The organism is Rheinheimera soli (genome assembly GCF_021290985.1).
Taxonomy (GTDB): Bacteria; Pseudomonadota; Gammaproteobacteria; order Enterobacterales; family Alteromonadaceae; genus Pararheinheimera; species Pararheinheimera soli.
In genome coordinates this window covers 20475-36165 of the sequence record NZ_JAJOYU010000027.1, presented here as the reverse complement: position 1 = coordinate 36165, position 15691 = coordinate 20475, and the positions used below count along the sequence as shown (strand labels likewise).

Genomic DNA, 15691 nt, shown 5'->3' with positions numbered 1-15691 from the left:
CATAAGAAAACCTCCTTCCGGAGGTTTTTTTTCGGGCATTCAATCAGTACTGCGCAACCTGTTGTTGCCAACGTAATAAATAACTGTCGACTTGTTTTTTCTTATCTCCAGTGAGCGCCAAAGGATATAAACCCGCCTTACCGTTGATTTCTCCCGCCATCATTAAATGCGCACCTTGGACTAACTGTTCCACAGCATAAGCACCTAATTTAGTCGCCAAAATGCGATCGGCCCCTACAGGACGGCCGCCTCGCTGAATATGCCCCAGAATAGAAGCCCTGCATTCAATACCGCGACTTTCAAGATCGACAGCTAAAGTGCCAGCTCCACCCGGATACATAGTTTCGGCAATCACAATGATATAGCTGCAATTACCTCTGTGTTTGCGGGCTTGTTCCACATGTTCAGCGATTTTGTCCAGATCCAGTTCAGCGGCCAGTTCAGGGCAGATAATTTGTTCAGCACCTGCGGCTATACCAGCAGCTACTGCTAAATAGCCGGTATGACGACCCATGACTTCGACTAAAAAAATCCGTTCAAAGGCATCTGCTGTATCACGGATTTTATCTATCGCATCCAAAGCTGTATCCAAAGCTGTGGCAAAACCTATGCTGAAATCCGAACCGTCCACATCATTGTCTATGGTGCCAGGTATGCCTAACAGTTTGCCCTGGTAATAGGGGGCAAGTTCCAGCGTGCCACGAAAGCTGCCATCGCCGCCTATCACCAACAAGGCATCCAGTTCGAGATCATGCAGGTTAGAGGCTGCCTGTTTCAGGCCATCTTCAGTAAGCATCGCAGGGCAGCGCGCACTTTTTAAGAGGGTGCCTCCATCCTGAATAATGCCGCTGACATGGTAAGGCGACAGCGTCTGATACTGTTGGTCTATTACACCGTTAAAACCGCGCTGAAAGCCAATGACCTCCAGTTCATTGGCATGAGCGGTCAGCACCACAGCGCGTAAACAGGCATTCATACCCGGCGCATCACCACCGGAAGTTAAGACCCCAATGCGTTTCATCTTGTTATCCTTGTCGCTTGCACCTTGACTATGTAGGTTCATCCTAACTCAGAAACAGTGCCACGTATTGATCTGCTTCAAGGTCAGTACATTCTGACGTATTTTCTCCGGTGCAGGTCGAAGTGCTGAGACAAGGTTCAAGCTTCTGAAGGATAATAGGGCATAACAAAAGGAGAGGGTATGCATCAGTCGTCTGGCCGTGTTGGTCTGGGTTTTGGTCTGGCGTTATTAACAGCAGTGTTATGGGGATTGTTGCCTATAGCGCTGAAATGGTTATTAAATTCAATGTCGGCAGCTACCATCACCTGGATACGTTTTGTGGTGGCCGCTGTGCTTGTTGGGCTTGTGTTGCTTGCGCGCAAACAAATTCCTTCGCTGCGTGGTTTAACGAAAAGAAAGAAACTGCTGATCCTGATTGCGATTGCTGGTTTGTTACTGAATTACATTTTGTATTTGAATGGTTTGTTTTTGCTGACAGCAGAAACGGCTCAGGTGGTGATCCAGTTAGCGCCATTTTTGATGATGTTAGGCGCTGTCTATTTGTTTAAAGAGCGTTTATTGCTCTGGCAAAAAATCGGTGCCTGGTTATTAGTCTTTGGCTTGTTGCTGTTTTTTAACGACAGGCTGGCTTTATTGCTCACCCAGTTTGGTTCAGAAGGTTTTGGTGTGCTGTTAGTGATAGTGGCAGCTATAGCCTGGGCTTGTTATGCCTTGGCACAAAAGCAATTGTTGATGAGTTTTAACTCCCAGCAAATTATGTGGCTGATTTATATGGCCGGTGCTTTGTGTTTTATGCCTGCGGCTGATCTCGCGCCTGTAGTTGAGTTATCCGCCTGGCAGTGGGCCATAGTGGTGTTTTGTTGTCTGAATACTATTGTGGCTTATGGCGCTTTTGCAGAAGCTTTGCAGCATTGGCAAGCGGCTAACGTCAGTGCGGTATTGGCTATTACACCTTTATTGACCATAGGTTTTGCCCAGTTACTGGCTTATTTTTATCCGCAGTTTCCAAGTGAGTCACTGAATGGCTGGGCTTGGGTTGGCGCTTTATTAGTGGTGGTCGGTTCAATGCTGACGGCTTTAGCACCGATGTTGAGGCAAAGGATAAATTAAAAATAGCCACAAACAAAAAAGGCGCCACTCACTTAATAAGTAGGCGCCTTTTACATTTTAAGCAATCACTTAACTAATTTGCACTATCTTACAGGTGTTCGATGCGCCTACAGTTTCCATCATGTCGCCGTAGGTCAAAATCACTAAATCGCCACTTTTTAAATGAGCAATTTCTTGCACTGCTTCAATAGCAGCTGCTGATACTTTTTGTTGACCCAGGTTTTGAGTACTGTCAAAAAATACCGGATACACACCACGGTACAGCGCCATTTTATTTAATGTCTTCTGGTGACGTGACAACGCATAAATTGGCTGAGACGAGGTAATACGTGACATCAGTTTGGCAGTGTAGCCCGATTCAGTTAACGAGATAATGGCTTTAATACCTGTTAAGTGGTTCGCAGCATACATAGCGGATAAAGCTATAGTTTCACTGATTTCTGTAAAAGCTACATCCATACGGTGCTTGGAGATTTGCACTCGTGGGTGTTTCTCGGCGCCATCACAAACACGAGCCATAGCTTTGACAGTTTCAGTTGGATATTTACCAGCGGCAGTTTCACCTGATAACATCACCGCATCCGTACCATCCAGCACTGCGTTGGCAACGTCCATCACTTCAGCACGGGTTGGCATTGGGCTTTCAATCATCGACTCCATCATCTGAGTCGCAGTGATCACCACACGGTTTAATTGACGTGAGCGGGCGATAATACGTTTTTGCTGACCTACTAACTCAGCATCACCAATTTCTACACCTAAATCACCACGGGCCACCATCACAGCGTCAGAAGCGCGGATAATATCATCCAGAGTTTCGTCATCAGCCACAGCTTCAGCACGCTCTACTTTAGAGACGATTAAAGCTTCAGAACCTGCAATACGTGCCAGTTCACGGGCAACACGTAAATCATCACCACAACGTGGGAAAGACACGGCCAGATAATCTACATCTATATAAGCAGCTAAGGAGATATCAGTTTTGTCTTTTTCAGTCAGGGCAGGGGCTGATAAGCCTCCACCTAAACGGTTAATACCTTTGTTGTTGCTGAGTTTACCAGCCACAGAGACTTTGGTATGAATACGTTGACCTACCACATGCTCAACAATCATCTGGATGCGGCCGTCATCTAATAACAACACGTCACCTGGCTGAACGTCAGATGGTAATTCTTTATAGTCGATACCCACCTGAGTTTCGTCGCCTTCGCCTTTTGGCAAATCAGCGTCTAATACAAAGTGTTGGTCTTCTTCTAAAATAACAGAGCCATTTTTAAAAGTAGATACGCGGATTTTAGGGCCTTGTAAGTCACCCAGAATAGCTACATGAACGCCGGTTTTGGCTGCTGCAGCACGCACCATTTCAGCACGTTGTTTATGATCTTCGGCATTGCCGTGGGAAAAGTTAAACCGAAACACTGTGGCACCGGCCAGGATCAGTTTTTCAATAGCGGCTTGCGAATTCGTTGCTGGTCCAAGGGTGGCGACTATTTTAGTTCTTCTGGGCATCAAGAGCTCCTGAAAGCTTATCTATGGATGGGTCAATCTAAGTGTAATGTAATTTTATTACAGAATATAGCCGCAGTTTGAATAAAACTTACAGCTTTTGCTTGTTGTCCGACCTGTTCGGCCGAAAAATAACTAAAAAAAGAGGGGTTCCTTACAGGAATCCCCTCTTTATTACAGATGTTGTTAGATATACAGCCATTAGTTTTGAAAGTCTTTCTTATCAAAACGTGAACCACGCAGGCTGTCTTTGACCTTTTTCAAGTTCTCACGGAATTTGGTGCCGCGACGCAAGGTAAAGCCTGTTGCCAGAATATCAATCAGTACCAGCTGCGCCACACGGGACGCCATCGGCATATACATATCTGTATCTTCTGGCACATCCAGTGATAACACCAAGGTACATTCTTTGGCTAAAGGACTATCGTAGGCGGTAATACCAATGACAGTTGCATCGTTTTCACGGGCAATAGCGGCGATATCACATAAGTTTTTTGTGCGGCCAGTGTGGCTTATACAAACCACTACATCGCCTTCTGCACTATTAATAGCACTCATACGCTGCATAACAATATCGTCAAAACAAACCACAGGAACGTTAAAACGGAAGAACTTGTTTTGTGCATCGTGTGCCACTGAAGCAGAAGCGCCTAAGCCAAAAAAGGAGATCTTTTTCGCCTGAGTTAATACATCCACAGCGCGATTAATAGTAAGAATATCAACGTTTTGCCGTGCAGCATCTAAAGCGGCCATAGTAGATTCGAAAATTTTCGCTGTATAAGCCTCTGGGCCGTCATCTTCTTCCACATGGCGGTTTACATAAGGTGTACCGTTGGCCAGACTCTGCGCCAAATGCAGTTTGAAATCCGGGAAACCTTTGGTGTCCAGACGACGACAAAACCTGTTAACTGTAGGTTCACTGACATCTGCCATTTTGGCGAGAGCCGCTATACTACTGTGAATAGTGGTTTGCGGATTGGCCAGGATCACGTCGGCGACTTTGCGCTCTGATTTACTGAAGCTGTTGACGCTATTAATTATTTTTTCCAACACATTCATCGGATTTTCCTGACTGAAAAACACTGAACAACACAGTGCAAAATGTTGTAACTCGCTTTGTTATACAACCTGTTGCCACTGCAAAATAGTGATAAAGTTACGACAAAGCAGCTGATTCATTGCTTAGGCTGCCTTATTATATGAGAATAGTCAAAACTTTAGCGTCTCTGTAATTTAATTACAACTTATCTGGTTTACATCTGGCTTTTGCTCGGCTAGTATGCGGCTAAGTGTTGTAAAATTACATCTAATCAAGGGTCATTCATGACAACAACAGCACCACTAAACAAAGCCTGTGATCTGATTCTCTTTGGTACCAAGGGCGACCTTGCTCGCCGCAAACTATTGCCAGCCTTATATCAATTGGAAAAATCCGGTCTGTTGCATGCCGACAGCAAAGTCATAGGCGTTGCCCGTGACGAACTGAGTCAGGATGGCTATAAAGAGCTGGTTGAAACCAACTTACAAAAATTCATTAAAGAGCCGCTGGATGCTGAAGTATTAGCGCGCTTAAAATCCAAACTGCAGTATGTGCAGGTGGATTTAACCAAAGAAGACGATTACAAAGCTTTAAAACACGTCACTGATCCGAAAAAACGTATTCCGGTCAGCTACTTCGCTACTGCTCCTTCTTTGTTTGGCAATATCTGTAAAGGCTTGTCTATAGCGGGTTTGTCAGCAGATCCAGCCCGAGTGGTGCTGGAAAAGCCTATTGGTCACGATTTAGCATCGTCTAAAGTGATCAACGATGAAGTGGCCAAATATTTTGGCGAATGCCAAATTTACCGTATCGACCATTACTTAGGTAAAGAAACAGTATTGAACCTGTTGGCGTTGCGTTTTGCTAACTCCATTTTTGCAGCCAATTGGGACCACAATGCCATTGACCATGTGCAAATTACTGTGGCCGAGGAAGTTGGGGTAGAAGGGCGTTGGGGTTATTACGACGACGCAGGCCAAATGCGTGACATGGTGCAAAACCACTTATTACAAGTCTTGTCGCTGATTGCGATGGAGCCACCAGCTCGTCTGGATGCTGACAGCATTCGGGATGAAAAGTTAAAAGTATTAAAAGCGCTGCGTCCTATTAATATATCGAACGTGCAGGAAAAAACTGTGCGTGGTCAATACGCGGGCGGTTATGTCGCAGGTACTCCGGTGCCTGGTTATTTGGATGAAGAAGATGCGCGTCCAAACAGCAAAACCGAAACTTTTGTGGCTATTAAAGTCGATATCGACAACTGGCGCTGGGCTGGCGTGCCGTTCTATTTAAGAACAGGCAAACGTATGCCGAAAAAAATGAGCGAATTAGTCATTTGCTTTAAGCCGCAGCCACACAATATTTTCTTCGAAACCTATAAACAGTTACCAGCCAATAAGCTGATCATCCGGTTGCAGCCAGACGAAGGCGTAGAAATTCAGATCATGAACAAAATTCCTGGTCTGGGCGAAAGCATGCAACTGCAACAAACCAAACTGGATTTAAGTTTCGACGAAACCTTCAAATCGCAGCGCATTGCTGATGCCTATGAGCGTTTATTACTGGAAGCCATGTTAGGCAATCAGTATCTGTTTGTGCGCCGTGATGAAGTGGAACAAGCCTGGAAATGGGTTGACGGTATTCTGGATGCCTGGAAAGTCACGAACGAGCCACCAAAACCTTATCAGGCTGGTACCTGGGGCCCTGTATCCGCTATTTCCTTATTGGCGCGTGAAGACAGAAACTGGGACGAATAACAATGCAGCTTCATACCTTTCATTCAACTGCTGAATTAAACCAGCAATTTGCCAGTGAGATCAGCAGCCGTTTAGCCGCTGCTATTGCAGAAAAGGGCGCAGCTACTTTAGTGGTGTCTGGTGGTAAAACACCTTTGCCATTGTTTAAGACGCTGTCGGAAACTGACTTAGATTGGTCACGCGTGACTATCACTCTGGCGGACGACCGCTGGTTGCCAGATACTCATGCCGATAGCAACGAAGGCTTAGTGAAAGCCAACTTGTTGCAAGGCAAAGCGTCTAAAGCACGTTTTATCAGCTTATTTGACAGCGCTTCACCGGACGACGCCTATAAAGGTGCTGCTACAGTGGCACAGCGCATAGAAGCTTTACCTCAATTTGATGTATTGATTCTGGGTATGGGGGAAGACGGTCACACAGCCTCTTTATTCCCATGCAGCAAAGAAATTCAGGCGGGTTTAGCCACTGATGCACCAGTTGCTTTGGCAGTGACGCCAGCTACTGCGCCTTATCAGCGTTTGAGTTTAAGCAAAACACGCTTACTCAATAGCGCTGTAATTTATTTACATTTGGTTGGCCCGAAGAAGCTAACCGTTCTGGAACAGGCCATGGCAGGTCAGGACCCTTTGCAAATGCCTGTACGGGCCTTTTTGCAACAGCAGCAGGTCCCTGTGCATGTAATGTTCACAGCTAACTAATCGACAAGACGAGGTTAACATGAATCCGGTTATACAACAGGTCACAGACAGAATAGCGGCACGCAGTGAAAAAAGCCGTGCGCTTTATCTGCAGCGGATGGAACAGGCCCGTGCCAAGGGGCCGCACCGCGGAGCTTTGGCCTGTGGCAATCTGGCTCATGGTTTTGCAGCTTGCTCCACTCAGGAAAAAACTGATTTACGCAGCTTAACTAAAGCGAACATCGGCATTATTTCCTCATACAACGATATGCTTTCTGCGCATCAGCCTTATGAAGCTTATCCGGCCATTATCAAAGCTGCTGTAGCTGAAGTGGGTAGTGTGGCTCAGTTTGCTGGTGGTGTACCTGCCATGTGTGATGGTGTGACTCAAGGCCAGCCAGGCATGGAACTGAGTTTACTAAGCCGTGACATTATTGCCATGTCAGCCGCTGTTGGTTTGTCGCACAATATGTTTGACGGCGGCATGATGCTGGGTATCTGTGACAAGATAGTACCGGGTTTATTAATGGCCGCTTTAAGTTTTGGTCACCTGCCTTTTGTGTTTGTGCCAGCAGGTCCAATGCCATCTGGTATTCCAAACAAAGAAAAAGCCCGTGTACGCCAGTTGTATGCTGAAGGCAAAGTAGGTAATGAAGAGTTATTAGATTCAGAATCTGCGTCTTACCACAGCGCTGGTACTTGTACTTTTTACGGTACTGCCAACTCGAACCAGCTCGTGGTTGAAGTAATGGGCCTGCATTTACCTGGTTCTTCTTTTGTCAATCCAGGCACGCCATTACGTGATGAATTAACCAAAGCTGCTGCTCGTCAGGTCACTCGTTTAACTGACTTAGGCACTGATTACTTACCAATTGCTCACATTGTTGATGTAAAAGCTGTAGTGAACGGTATTGTTGGCTTATTAGCGACTGGTGGTTCTACTAACCACACCATGCATTTAATAGCTGTAGCACGTTCTGCCGGTTTTATTGTGAACTGGGATGACTTTGCAGAGCTGTCGCATGCAACGCCACTTATTACCCGAATTTACCCGAACGGCCAGGCCGATATCAACCACTTCCAGCACGCTGGTGGTATGGCGTATTTAATCCGTACTTTATTAGACAACGGCTTGCTGCATGAAGATGTAAATACTGTGGCAGGTCCTGGTTTACGTCGTTACACCCAAACTCCTGTTATTCAGGATGGCAAGCTGCTGTGGGTTGATGGCCCGACAGAATCCTCTGATTTAACAGTACTGGCAGATGCCGCTAAACCATTTAAAGACCATGGTGGTTTGCAAGTGTTATCCGGCAACGTTGGCCGTGGTGTGATTAAAACCTCAGCACTTCGTGAAGGCACAGAAATAGTGCAGGCGCCAGCTGTGGTGTTCTCAAGCCAGCACGAATTAGATGCGGCTTTTAAAGCCGGTGATTTAAACAAAGATTGTGTGGTGGTCGTGCGTTTCCAGGGGCCACGTGCCTGTGGTATGCCTGAGCTGCATAAATTAACTCCGCCACTGGGTGTATTACAAGACCGTGGTTTCCATGTGGCTTTAGTCACAGATGGTCGTATGTCTGGTGCTTCAGGTAAGGTGCCTGCAGCTATCCACGTCACCCCAGAAGCGGTTGACGGTGGTGTGATCGCTAAAATCCAGACCGGCGATATGATGCTGGTGGATGGTATCAACGGTGTATTAAAAGTACTGGTTTCGGATGAAGAGCTGGCAAAACGTGAAGCTGCAACCCGTGATATGACCGACAGTCACTGGGGTATGGGCCGCGAGATGTTTGGCGGTATGCGTATGGTGATCACTGGTGCAGAACAAGGTGCCTGCAGTCTGTTTAACACAGAGGATCAATACCATGGCTGATATCCAGTTCGCTATTGTTGCCGATATCGGTGGCACCAATGCGCGTTTTAGCCGCGTTGATTTAGACAGCCTGCATTTAGATAAAGTGGCTGTATACCCATGCGCTGATTTTGATACTTTATCTGATGCTTTGCAGTTTTACCGCACCGAGCAAGGTTTAACAGAAATCCGTCATGTGGCTTTAGCCATTGCCTGTCCTGTAACGGGTGATTTTGTAAAAATGACCAACTTCCGTTGGCAGTTTTCTGTAAGCCAGATGAAAGCCGATTTAGATTTAGCCGAGTTTATCGTGCTGAACGACTTTACCGCAGTAGCCATGAGCTTACCTGCGCTAAAACAAACCGAGCTGGTACAAATTGGTGAAGGCCATGCCGATCAATTTAAACCTATGGCGGTGTTAGGCGCTGGTACTGGTTTAGGCGTAGCGCATTTAATTCCGACCGCTTTAGGTTATCTGCCATTACCGGGCGAGGGCGGTCATGTCGACTTTACCGCTCAAACCGAACAGGAATGGTTTATTCAACGTTTTCTGGCGAATAAATACGGCCATGTCAGCCCTGAGCGATTGTTATCAGGCCCAGGCTTAGAAGATTTGTATCTGGCCATTGCTGCGTTTAACAACAAAGTGGTTGAGCCAATCAATGCAGCCCAGATCGCCGGCAAAGCTTTAGATGGCAGCTGTGCTTTGTGCAAAGCCGTTATCGAGCAGTTTTTTGCCAGTTTAGGCGGTTTAGCTGGCGATTTAGCCCTGACGTTAAGCACTTTTGGCGGCGTTTTTGTCGCTGGTGGTATTACGCCAAAATTACTGTCGCTGATCAATCAAAGCGAATTCAGAACCCGATTTGAAGCAAAAGGCCGGTTTCAAGACTTCAACCGCCGTATTGCAACTTTTGTCGTCACTGCAGAGCAACCAGGTTTAACCGGCTGTGCAGTCTACTTAAAACAACATATGGCGAGTTAACACTATGGCATTTGAAAATTGGCAACTACAACCTGACGTTTTGTTCGCACAAGGCCCTGTGGTGCCCGTCATTGTGATCAAAGATTTAGCTGACGCTGTTCCTATGGCAAAAGCCTTAGTGGCAGGTGGCATTAAAGTACTGGAAGTGACCTTACGTACTCCTGTGGCTTTAGATGCAATACGTTTATTGGCCACTGAAGTGCCTGACGCCATAGTAGGTGCTGGTACTGTCACTACAGCCAAACAGCTGGAAGAAGTGATAGCAGCAGGCGCACGTTTTGCGATTAGCCCAGGCTCTACCCGAGAACTGCTGCAAGCAGGCAAAGACAGCGCTATTCCGCTGATCCCAGGTATCGCCAGTATTTCCGAACTGATGGAAGGCACAGCAGTAGGCTACACCCACTTTAAGTTTTTCCCGGCAGAAGCAGCGGGTGGCGTAAAAACCTTAAAGTCGATTCACGGCCCATTCTCTGATATACGTTTTTGCCCAACAGGCGGCATTAACGAGAAAAACTTCAAAGAATACTTAGCCTTACCCAACGTACGTTGCGTAGGCGGCAGCTGGATAGTGCCGGACGATGCCATTAAAAACAAAGAATGGCATAAAATCACCGAGCTGTGTTTAGCAGCAGTGGAAGAAGCGAAGACTGTGCAGAAGTAATGCTTTTGTGTGTTTAACGTGATAGGAAGAACCCGGCTTTGGTCGGGTTTTTTTATGGTTTGAGATTACAGTCGTACTACTGTTAAAAAACACAGCAGTGTGTCTTGAGTAAAAATATGAACAACTAGCGTATAGGCTGTATAGATTTTGTCGGCGATAAATTTAGTGATTTCAGAAAAACTTGTTGAAATAGAGGTACATCAGCGTTAATTTGGTATGAGTAAAAATCATGAAAGAAGGCGAAAAAATGTTCGACTTGCGGGCAGACTGCCGTTGAAAACGGATTGTTAGTCATAAAGGCGAAATCCAATGAGCAACTCAGTGCATTTAGGTTTTGTGTCAATTCTTCTTTCGCTAGTCATGTACTTTGCATTTCTCAGTTTCCATAAAGATGATGTTGGATTAGAAGTTGATATCAATTCAAAATGCCCGGGCACTTGCTGTCTAACTCGTTGTGAAACGCACCAAGTTGAAGTGCTAGATGATCAAAACATACGTTTTAGCGGTGGACTGTTCTCTCCTGAAGAGTTCGGCAGTCACCTGCTACAGGCTCATAAAGAATGTAAAATTGGGGGCGTTCATGTACTTGCTAACTCAGAGCTTCATCATGAAACAGTATTAAATGTCACTAATAGAGTCTTAGGCGTAGCTCCAAATTCTGAAATCATCTGGGGCCGTGTCAATGACTAACAAGGCACGGCATTTTGCGGCCTACGGCCGCAGCGACGCTCACTAAGGTTCGCGCGCATGCGCGTATAGTTAGCTAACGAGGAAAATTATGCGAACAATTCAAATGACAGGTTTTCTCACCGCCCTCCTAGCATTATTGCTTGGATTTGGCTTTGTATCGTTAACTTATCCTGGCATTTCAGCGTCTGCGGCTGGAGGGATAGGCTTCTTATTTTTAACTACCGTGCTTCCACTGCTTGGTTTGTCTGCAATACTTCTTGTTCCTTCAAGCCTGTACTTATTAAAAAGGAAAGTTAGAGAGGCAAGCGACATATCAGGTAAAGTCTGGAAAGCTGTTTGGTATTTTAATTTAACGCTTTCATCAATTTACTCGGTGACAGCCTTTCTCCTTGCGGTTTGGTATGTTCGCTTTACATTCGGTAGCTAACAAACCGCTATAGTCGGTCGCTAGCGCGCCTCGGGACAAAAGCACGGCGCCGCGCCCCATGTTTTGCCCCCACCAAGCTCGGGGTCAAGTCTTGCCCCTCTAGGTTTCTGAGCATGGTTTTTTAAAGCGAGTCTAGTGTTGTTTTACATCATACTTATAACAAGCGCAGACGAGCCCGTTGGGCGCCAGACTCGGAACAAGTTGCTCGCCGTTTAGGAGGACGATAGCCACTTTATGAAAATGACATTATCTCTTGATTTAAAGCTATTCATGGCAAGCATCGTTTTGATGTTATGCGTCGTTTTGCTATTTGGTGATGCAATGTTTGTGGGGCTCTGGTATTACGTTGCTGTTCCAGTAGCAGCAGCACTGCTCGTTTGGCCTTTCAAACCCCGCCCGCTTTTCCTATTCGGGGTATCTATAGGTTTAGATATTACATTTGCTGTCTATCTTTGTATAAATTACTTTTCCAATCAACCTGAAGGATTGTTGGGGTTGGGGCACTTATTCTCGTTACCAGGTGCTGCTTTGGGTTTAATTATCTGCGCGTTTTTGATGAGGAGGGGGTTTGGGACAACTATATGGGCAGCTTTACTCTTGGGGATTGTCGGCACCCTGTTGGGATTTATTATCAACCAGCTAGTAGTTTGTAACACAGTTATGTGGTGCGGCCCGTTAACTGTGGCAGTGTAAAGTGGCTAACCAGCGGTGGCAGTTGGAGCTTTTTTGCTCCTGCGTGACAGCACATGGCCCGTTGCGCCGGGTGTTATCTGCCTAATTGAAGTATTGGTGTTCAAATCTAACTGATGAAAAGAAAATGGAAAATTTAACTAAATTATTAATACTTACGCTTTGTATGTTCTCTTTATCAGGCTGTACTTCAATTGGAAGCTACGTTATGTCCAATCCTGATGTCTATCTATCTGAAGCTGAATTCATAAAAGCAAAGCCCAGCGACATTGGCTTTGAAAAACATGAGTTCTGTTCCGTTAGTACCACAAAGTGCATTACATACCTGGCTGCTGAACCTTATCAAGCAGCCTATTTTTCGCCAGGTAGTTCTGTTTATTACAATCTTCATGCAACGGGCAATAGCGTAGAAAATACCATTTCGCACAGAATGACACCTGATACATTTAATCGCTTTAAAGGCACAGCATTATTACTGCATGGGTATGGTGGCAGCAAAGAAGCAATGATGGCTATGGCGATCTATTTCAGAGCCCTTGGCATGAACGTTGTTATTCCGGATTTGTTTGGACATGGTGAATCAAAAGAGGCATTTGCCTTTGCTGCAAAAGAACATGACATTTTAGACGAACTGCTTACTAAATTGGCTCAAAATCAAACAGTTAAACGAACCGTAGTTGTCGGACACTCTATGGGGGCACTCACTGCAAGCAACTTATTATCATCTGAAAATGTTAACGCAGCTATTTTACTCGCACCCATGATGAGCTTTGAGCTTGCTGCTAAGGAGTATTTACCTTACAAATCTCCTCTGCTAAGCAGATTTTTTTATAGTCGGATTGATGGCATCGTTAATCAAACAATGGCTGATGCAAAAGTAACTATTCAAGAAACGAATCTGCTGGGTAAATTGGCTTATGCTGAAAAGCCAGTATTGTTAATTAACTCAGATGTTGATTCTCTCTCGCCTCCGGCTTATTTTTCGTCTATTCAAAATGAATTCGTTGAAAAAGTGACATTTAAAACCCGTTCGCATTCAAGTTTAATGGTGTTTGACGGTGCGGATGTCGGCGAAGTTGAACTTTGGCTAACAGCGTTATAAGTGTTGAAAAAAGGGGGCTAGACTTGACCCCATTTGTTGTCACTAAACGAAATTGAAGCGAGGATCAATGCCTCTAGTCTATCTGGACAATGGTTGATTGATGGCGTTTAGCTGTTTTACTTTATACCCTCTCTCGACAAGCAAGTCCAAAACATTGCTTGGTCCAGCCAAGTGCATGGCCCCAACCAATATGAATTCTATTTCTGGCGATTTCACCATTGAGTCAATTTGTTCCACCCAGCTTTTATTGCGCTCGGCCAACAATAGTTGATACTCAATTTGGCCTATTTTAGTATCGAACATATCATTTGCCATCTCGGTAAATATCTCACGATTACCGCTGCGCCAAGCTGCCAGTGCTTGCTGCATAACTTCCTCGAGACTTTCAAGTAGGTCGAGATTCCGCGCTACCCATTCGTCTTCAAAACCATCCGAGGTGGAAAACAATATAGCCAAATGTTGCTCGAGCGTTGCGAGATAGCCCATGCTCTTGCGATCTTTAATTCCTTTGTTGAAAAAGTAGTCATCAACGCCTTCACCTGCCATTCCGAGTTGCATTAGTTTGGCATTCATCAATTGCATAACGACAAAGTCAGGCCTAAATGGTGCCAAACTATTTATATCAACTTCAAGCTCAGCAGCGATATTTCGCAATCGCAGATAACTTTCGGAATTTAGAACTGAGTTTAAAGTTCGACCATCTTGGTACTTGATAAAGCTCAATAATAGAGAATTAATACTGGGATCACGCATTCTGCTGATATCAACTTCAAACACTAGTTTTTCTGCTTGCCTATAGGCTTGATCAAATTCAGCAGGCAGAGGAAATTCACTAGCAGGCAACGAATGTGAGGTGCCTCCAATATAAAGTTCATGTTTTCCATCGCTGACATGCCAGACGAAACTTTTAGCCGATAGCTCAGAACAGAACAGCGCGAGGCTCAGACAAATTAGTTTGCATACGTGAGCTATATACATGAATTAATCCAGTAGTAATAGAGCGAGAAATATCGAGTGTACACAACTATACCCAAAAAGGGGATTCCTCAGGGGCAAGTCTTGCCCCGTTGTTTGAACTGTTTTTTGTTAAATTTTCTGGTCTTTTTCCTCAAATTCGGAGAAGCTAAATCAGTACATCATTTTAGGCACATGCCAATGATTGCCCCCTAAAGGTAGTTTGTTAGTTTACCCTGGGCTTTGTGTAACGAAACGTCTATTGATGAGGTTTACTATGCCAAAAAGTTTATTGATAAGCTCGATGTTTGCGCTCTTGCTATCGGGTAATCACGCCTTAGCCAATGAAGCTTGTTTGCTTGAAACTAATGCGGATTTTATGGGGGTAAAACTAGATATTAAAGACTGTATACAAAATGCAGGAATGGCGACAAGTGACTTTAAAGCTCAGTGTGAGGGCTTGTCGCAAGCTGTGGTCTCAATGGGCGGGCCAGCGGCCAAGATTACCTATTTATCCAGCTGTCCTGTGCCTTTTCAGGCGAAATGTGATAATTCAAACACAGCAAAAACTGTATTTTTTTACTATAAAAGATCTGCTGATGAAGCTGCAGGCATTGAATCCAGCTGTGGGCTGATGCAAGGGAAGTACACAAAAGGCACTTTGTAATAAGGGCATAGGGGCGGATGTTAAAAGTAGTCAGCATGCTGCGCTGACTACTCAAAATTTACACCAACTTACTCAGTTACATTCAGCCTTGGCTTGTAATTCACAACGTTGAATAGCTTCGGCTTCGGTACTGCCACCCATGCAATAATCCAGTCGCAGAGTTTTTTGCTCAGGTGCATCAGGTTTACCTGTCGTATTGTGCCATTTCCATTTTTTCAGCTCTTTTTTTGCTGATTTAAACTCGACAGCCGCCGGTACCGAAGTGAGTAAATCAATACTTTCAGCTTTGCCGTCTTTATCTAAGCTGATTTTAAAAACGCCACAACCTACTACGCCTTTCATCGCCATTTCAACAGGGTAGGCCGGAGGCACTTGTTTAATGCGTGACCACAGAGCGTCCTGTGGCGTAGGTTGCAGTTCAGTTAAATGGACATAACCGTAGTTCATAGCACTGACCGGAATGCTTGTAAGCATGGAAAACACGAAAACTATCAAAGACTTTTGTTTCATTCACTATCCTTAGCTTTTGCTGTCATGACCCTATGGGTCATTTAAA

Annotated in this window: 16 protein-coding genes; 11 read left to right on the top strand and 5 right to left on the bottom strand. The window is 45.2% G+C overall.

All coding sequences use genetic code 11. The features are described 5' to 3' along the window. Positions 1-43 precede the first annotated feature (43 nt). The gene (locus LSG37_RS16375) at positions 44-1021 is read right to left on the bottom strand and encodes an ATP-dependent 6-phosphofructokinase (RefSeq protein ID WP_233080882.1); all 978 of its coding nucleotides are present in this window, start codon (positions 1019-1021) and stop codon (positions 44-46) included. A 180-nt stretch (positions 1022-1201) separates the two neighbouring features. Here LSG37_RS16375 and LSG37_RS16370 point away from each other — a divergent pair, with 180 nt between their 5' ends. After that, positions 1202-2131, top strand: a complete 930-nt coding sequence (locus LSG37_RS16370) for a DMT family transporter (protein WP_233080881.1) — start codon at positions 1202-1204, stop codon at positions 2129-2131. Positions 2132-2200: 69 nt separating this feature from the next. Here the strand turns inward: LSG37_RS16370 and pyk are convergent, their stop codons facing one another. After that, positions 2201-3640: a pyruvate kinase gene (gene pyk / locus LSG37_RS16365; RefSeq protein WP_233080880.1), complete on the bottom strand. Its 1440-nt coding sequence runs from the start codon at positions 3638-3640 to the stop codon at positions 2201-2203. A gap of 198 nt (positions 3641-3838) precedes the next feature. Beyond that, the gene (locus tag LSG37_RS16360) at positions 3839-4696 is read right to left on the bottom strand and encodes a MurR/RpiR family transcriptional regulator (RefSeq protein ID WP_008900048.1); all 858 of its coding nucleotides are present in this window, start codon (positions 4694-4696) and stop codon (positions 3839-3841) included. Positions 4697-4960: 264 nt separating this feature from the next. Here LSG37_RS16360 and zwf point away from each other — a divergent pair, with 264 nt between their 5' ends. The 9 genes from zwf (at position 4961) to LSG37_RS16315 (ending at position 13514) form a co-directional block, all read left to right on the top strand. Further along, positions 4961-6433: a glucose-6-phosphate dehydrogenase gene (gene zwf, locus LSG37_RS16355; RefSeq protein ID WP_233080879.1), complete on the top strand. Its 1473-nt coding sequence runs from the start codon at positions 4961-4963 to the stop codon at positions 6431-6433. A 2-nt stretch (positions 6434-6435) separates the two neighbouring features. After that, on the top strand, positions 6436-7131 hold the full coding sequence (pgl, locus tag LSG37_RS16350) for a 6-phosphogluconolactonase (protein ID WP_233080878.1): 696 nt from the start codon (positions 6436-6438) through the stop codon (positions 7129-7131). A gap of 19 nt (positions 7132-7150) precedes the next feature. Beyond that, positions 7151-8983, top strand: coding sequence for a phosphogluconate dehydratase (gene edd / locus LSG37_RS16345; RefSeq protein WP_233080877.1), 1833 nt, complete (start codon positions 7151-7153; stop codon positions 8981-8983). Then, on the top strand, positions 8976-9944 hold the full coding sequence (glk, locus tag LSG37_RS16340) for a glucokinase (protein ID WP_233080876.1): 969 nt from the start codon (positions 8976-8978) through the stop codon (positions 9942-9944). Before edd ends, glk begins: the two co-directional genes overlap by 8 nt. Positions 9945-9948: 4 nt before the next feature. Further along, a complete protein-coding gene (locus LSG37_RS16335) occupies positions 9949-10605 on the top strand; it encodes a bifunctional 4-hydroxy-2-oxoglutarate aldolase/2-dehydro-3-deoxy-phosphogluconate aldolase (RefSeq protein ID WP_233080875.1) in 657 nt (218 codons plus the stop codon). A 309-nt stretch (positions 10606-10914) separates the two neighbouring features. Continuing rightward, positions 10915-11295, top strand: a complete 381-nt coding sequence (locus LSG37_RS16330; protein ID WP_233080874.1) for a hypothetical protein — start codon at positions 10915-10917, stop codon at positions 11293-11295. Positions 11296-11383: 88 nt separating this feature from the next. After that, positions 11384-11722 carry a hypothetical protein gene (locus tag LSG37_RS16325; RefSeq protein ID WP_233080873.1) on the top strand — a complete coding sequence of 113 codons (339 nt, stop codon included), beginning with the start codon at positions 11384-11386 and terminating at the stop codon, positions 11720-11722. 234 nt (positions 11723-11956) lie between these two features. After that, the gene (locus LSG37_RS16320; protein ID WP_233080872.1) at positions 11957-12415 is read left to right on the top strand and encodes a hypothetical protein; all 459 of its coding nucleotides are present in this window, start codon (positions 11957-11959) and stop codon (positions 12413-12415) included. Positions 12416-12539: 124 nt separating this feature from the next. Beyond that, a complete protein-coding gene (locus LSG37_RS16315; protein WP_233080871.1) occupies positions 12540-13514 on the top strand; it encodes an alpha/beta hydrolase in 975 nt (324 codons plus the stop codon). Positions 13515-13592: 78 nt separating this feature from the next. Here LSG37_RS16315 and LSG37_RS16310 read toward each other — a convergent pair whose 3' ends face one another. Beyond that, positions 13593-14492 (bottom strand): TraB/GumN family protein, encoded by a 900-nt coding sequence (locus LSG37_RS16310; RefSeq protein WP_233080870.1) that lies wholly within the window; start codon positions 14490-14492, stop codon positions 13593-13595. Between the two features lie 253 nt (positions 14493-14745). On the opposite strand from LSG37_RS16310, the gene LSG37_RS16305 reads away from it, so the two are divergent. Continuing rightward, positions 14746-15135 carry a hypothetical protein gene (locus LSG37_RS16305; protein WP_233080869.1) on the top strand — a complete coding sequence of 130 codons (390 nt, stop codon included), beginning with the start codon at positions 14746-14748 and terminating at the stop codon, positions 15133-15135. 72 nt (positions 15136-15207) lie between these two features. On the opposite strand, the gene LSG37_RS16300 is transcribed toward LSG37_RS16305, so the two are convergent. Beyond that, complete coding sequence (locus tag LSG37_RS16300) at positions 15208-15645, bottom strand: energy transducer TonB (protein WP_233080868.1); 438 nt, start codon at positions 15643-15645, stop codon at positions 15208-15210. Positions 15646-15691 lie beyond the last annotated feature (46 nt).

What these genes read in the sequence shown, in the direction of transcription:
- LSG37_RS16375 (WP_233080882.1), bottom strand. Translation starts at nt 1,021, where the DNA reads ATGAAACGCATTGGGGTCTTAACTTCCGGTGGTGATGCGCCGGGTATG.
- LSG37_RS16370 (WP_233080881.1), top strand. Translation starts at nt 1,202, where the DNA reads ATGCATCAGTCGTCTGGCCGTGTTGGTCTGGGTTTTGGTCTGGCGTTA.
- pyk (WP_233080880.1), bottom strand. Translation starts at nt 3,640, where the DNA reads ATGCCCAGAAGAACTAAAATAGTCGCCACCCTTGGACCAGCAACGAAT.
- LSG37_RS16360 (WP_008900048.1), bottom strand. Translation starts at nt 4,696, where the DNA reads ATGAATGTGTTGGAAAAAATAATTAATAGCGTCAACAGCTTCAGTAAA.
- zwf (WP_233080879.1), top strand. Translation starts at nt 4,961, where the DNA reads ATGACAACAACAGCACCACTAAACAAAGCCTGTGATCTGATTCTCTTT.
- pgl (WP_233080878.1), top strand. Translation starts at nt 6,436, where the DNA reads ATGCAGCTTCATACCTTTCATTCAACTGCTGAATTAAACCAGCAATTT.
- edd (WP_233080877.1), top strand. Translation starts at nt 7,151, where the DNA reads ATGAATCCGGTTATACAACAGGTCACAGACAGAATAGCGGCACGCAGT.
- glk (WP_233080876.1), top strand. Translation starts at nt 8,976, where the DNA reads ATGGCTGATATCCAGTTCGCTATTGTTGCCGATATCGGTGGCACCAAT.
- LSG37_RS16335 (WP_233080875.1), top strand. Translation starts at nt 9,949, where the DNA reads ATGGCATTTGAAAATTGGCAACTACAACCTGACGTTTTGTTCGCACAA.
- LSG37_RS16330 (WP_233080874.1), top strand. Translation starts at nt 10,915, where the DNA reads ATGAGCAACTCAGTGCATTTAGGTTTTGTGTCAATTCTTCTTTCGCTA.
- LSG37_RS16325 (WP_233080873.1), top strand. Translation starts at nt 11,384, where the DNA reads ATGCGAACAATTCAAATGACAGGTTTTCTCACCGCCCTCCTAGCATTA.
- LSG37_RS16320 (WP_233080872.1), top strand. Translation starts at nt 11,957, where the DNA reads ATGAAAATGACATTATCTCTTGATTTAAAGCTATTCATGGCAAGCATC.
- LSG37_RS16315 (WP_233080871.1), top strand. Translation starts at nt 12,540, where the DNA reads ATGGAAAATTTAACTAAATTATTAATACTTACGCTTTGTATGTTCTCT.
- LSG37_RS16310 (WP_233080870.1), bottom strand. Translation starts at nt 14,492, where the DNA reads ATGTATATAGCTCACGTATGCAAACTAATTTGTCTGAGCCTCGCGCTG.
- LSG37_RS16305 (WP_233080869.1), top strand. Translation starts at nt 14,746, where the DNA reads ATGCCAAAAAGTTTATTGATAAGCTCGATGTTTGCGCTCTTGCTATCG.
- LSG37_RS16300 (WP_233080868.1), bottom strand. Translation starts at nt 15,645, where the DNA reads ATGAAACAAAAGTCTTTGATAGTTTTCGTGTTTTCCATGCTTACAAGC.